Annotated in this window: 2 protein-coding genes and 1 pseudogene; all 3 read right to left on the bottom strand. The window is 62.7% G+C overall.

Features of this window, described 5'->3' with window-relative positions:
• A pseudogene (locus VF497_RS13770) lies at positions 1–311 on the bottom strand (energy transducer TonB); the annotation flags it as partial.
• Between the two features lie 284 nt (positions 312–595).
• The gene (locus VF497_RS13765) at positions 596–1,783 is read right to left on the bottom strand and encodes a tetratricopeptide repeat protein (RefSeq protein WP_330889658.1); all 1,188 of its coding nucleotides are present in this window, start codon (positions 1,781–1,783) and stop codon (positions 596–598) included.
• Between the two features lie 114 nt (positions 1,784–1,897).
• A partial coding sequence (locus VF497_RS13760) for a toprim domain-containing protein (protein ID WP_330889656.1) occupies positions 1,898–3,308 on the bottom strand: 1,411 nt, incomplete at its 5' end.

The following is a 3,308-nucleotide window of genomic DNA, read 5'->3' as shown; positions in this document are numbered from 1 at the left end:
GTCGCTTCCTGCGTGACGACCGGCGGCGGAGCCGGCGGCGGCGGAGTCGGCGGCGGCTTGATCTTCTCGACGATCTTCGGCGGCGGCTTCTTCGGCGGCTCCGGCGGCGGCGGTGGCGGCGGTGGCGGTGGCGGTGGCGGTTCGATGAACTCGACCGTCACCACGTTTTCCTTGGCACGCTCCTTGGCCGTCGGCGGCTGCACGGGCGCCAGCAGCATGAGGAAGAGAAAGCCGTGCAGCGCGAGCGCACCGGCCCAGGCGATCGTGCGTCGCCAATTGAAACTCGTCTTGTCCGTTTCTGCTGATGACATCAGTGCCAACCAATTACCTAGGGAGCATCATCCCGGGCGACGGCGTGAAACGCCGCTGCCAATCCCAAAACAAAATCGCGTGAGTCGCCTGCAAATTACAACAGCGCGGGCGGTGTAGACAAGCTTTTTCACCGTCCGCAAAAAAATGCATTTCCCCACAGCGCCGCAATTGAACGCGGTCTTGCAGCATGCCAATTTCCGCAAGCTCGCGCAAGCCGCGGCGCGTCATGCGCCGCGATATCCGGAAAAAGTATACTCGTTCTTGCAGTCTCGCCCGACTCGGCTCAGTTCTTCTTTTTCTGCTGCGTCGTCATCTTGACGTGACCGCCGAGGTTGAGACGCTGATCGGCCGACTTCTGCGAATCGGGATAACCCTTCGCCTTCGTCCACGCCTCGCGCGCATGCGGCACGTCGTCGATCTGGTTGTAGGCGTCGCCGAGCATCAGGTAGGCCTTGCCCGGCTCCTTGAGGCCGCCCTTGGTGATCGCCTGCTGGAGCACTCCGGTCGCTTCCTTGGCGCGATCGTTCTGCAGCAGCAGACTGCCGCGGTAATAGTCGACTTCACCGGTCTTGGCCAGCGGCGAGGCCTTGGCGAATGCGTCGATCGCCTTGGTGTCGCCGTCCTTCTCCTGCGAATAGCCGGCACCGATGGCGCGATACAACGTGTAGAGGGTGTCGTTGTTAAGACTGCCCTTGTTCTTGTCGATCAGCGCTTCGGCCTTGCTGTATTGGTGACCGTTGACGTAGACCTTGACCGCCTGCTCGACGAGCTTGGCATCGCCGGGGTTCTTGGCGAGCTGCTTCTCGAGGATCTCGCCGGCCTTGTCGTACTGGTCGAGGCCCGCGTACGAGGCCATCAGGATCTGGTTCCAGTTGTCGTTCGGCTTGTCGGTCACCGACTGCGCCTTGGTGATCGCGTCGATCGCCTGCTGGTACTTGTCGAGGCGGTAGTAATCGTTGCCCTGCAGCGCGTAGGCCTCGGCCTTGCCACCGTTGGTCGCCTTGAAGTACTCGTCGAGCGTGTTGAGCGAGTCCTGGTACTTCTCTTCCTGCTGCTGCAGGTTGGCGATGTTGAGCAGCAAGGTGAATTGCTGGTTGTTCGGCAGCGCGTCCATGTCGTAGGCCGCTCGCCAAGCCTTGACCGCACCGGCGTTGTCCTGCTTGTCGTAGGCAATCTGGCCCTGGCCCTGCGTCGCCAGCGCATGCGCGTACTTGCCGGCCTTGGGGTCGTCGATGATCTTCTGCAGCATCGGCGCGGCCTCGTCGGCCTTGTTGTCGTTGAGCAGGTCGAGCGCCTTGCTCAGGTCCTTCTGTGTGCTCGAGGAGGACAGGTCGTTCTTCGGATCCTTGCGCGTGGCGTTCGGATACAGCGGCGCTTCCTTCTCGTCCTTCTTCGCATAGGCGTTGCCCGCAATCAGGGCGAAGGCGACAAGGATGCTGCAAAGTATACGTGTATAACTGCGGATGCTCATGGTTCCTCCCTCACGGCCATTGTGGGCGCCGGCTTTGCCGGCACCGTGTTATTGAATCGGGAATTGTACGCATGAAAACGTTAACGTTTCGCTGCGTGAAAAACATGCCTGCGATCAGACGTCGAGATTGGCCACACGCAACGCATTCTGCTCGATGAAGTCGCGGCGCGGATCGACCACGTCGCCCATCAGCGTCGAGAAAATCTGGTCGGCGGCGACCGCGTCCTCGATGCTGACTTGCAACAGCCGGCGCGATTCCGGATTGACGGTGGTCTCCCACAGCTGCTCCGGGTTCATTTCGCCCAGACCCTTGAAGCGCTGGATCGTGCGCCCCTTCTTCGCCTCGTCGAGCAGCCATTGCTGCGCTTGGGCGAAATTCACGATCGCCTGCGCGTGGTTGCCGCGGCGAATTTCGGCGCCGGACTGAACCAGGCCGGCAAGTTGCTGGGCGAGTTCGCGCAGCGGCTTGAACTCGACCCCGGCGAAAAACGCGGCGGGCAGAATCTGCGTCGCGGTCAGGCCGTGGTGGCGGCGCTCGATCGTCAGCGCGGCCGGATGCTCGGGCGTCGCGGCGCGTACCTGGAGACGATAGTCCGGGCGGCCGAGGCCGCTCGCGTTGACCTTGGCGGTGATCGCGCGCAGCCAAGTCTCGAGTTTGGCCGCGTCGTTCCAGTCTTCAGCGGCCGGCGGCGCGAGGTCGAGCATCGCGTTGAGCACGCTCGCATCGCAACGCGAAGCAAGGCGCGCGATCTGGTCCTGCGCGGCCTGGTAGTCGAGCATGAGTTTTTCCAGGCCTGCACCGACAATTGGCGGCACGCCCGGCGCATAGTGCAGCTCGGCGTTCTCGACCGCGTTGCTGACCAGATAGGCGTTGAGCGCGTTGTCGTCCTTCAGGTAGAGCTCGTTCTTGCCCTGCTTGAGCTTGTACAGCGGCGGCAGGCCGATGTAGATGTGGCCGCGCTCGATCAGCACCGGCATCTGCCGGTAGAAGAACGTCAGCAGCAGCGTGCGGATGTGCGAACCGTCGACGTCGGCGTCGGTCATCAGGATGATGCGATGATAGCGCAGCTTGTCCGGATTGAACTCTTCCTTGCCGATGCCGGTGCCGAGCGCGGTGATCAGCGTGCCGACTTCCGCGGAAGACAACATTTTGTCAAAGCGCGCTTTTTCCACATTTAAAATTTTACCCTTGAGCGGCAGCACCGCCTGGGTCTTGCGGTTGCGCCCCTGCTTGGCCGAACCGCCGGCCGAGTCGCCCTCGACGATGAATAGTTCGCACAATGCCGGGTCCTTCTCCTGGCAGTCGGCGAGCTTGCCCGGCAGGCCGGCGATGTCGAGCGCTCCCTTGCGCCGGGTCAGGTCGCGCGACTTGCGCACAGCCTCTCTCGCGCGCGCGGCGTCGACGATCTTGCCGGCGATGGCACGGGCTTCGTTCGGATGTTCCTGCAGGAATTCCTCGAACTTCGCGGCGAAGACCGAGTCGACCACCGGGCGCACCGCCTCGGTGACCAGTTTTTCCTTGGTT

The organism is Rudaea sp. (genome assembly GCF_036383415.1).
GTDB lineage: Bacteria > Pseudomonadota > Gammaproteobacteria > Xanthomonadales > Rhodanobacteraceae > Rudaea.
This window is presented reverse-complemented; position numbering and strand designations above follow the sequence as displayed.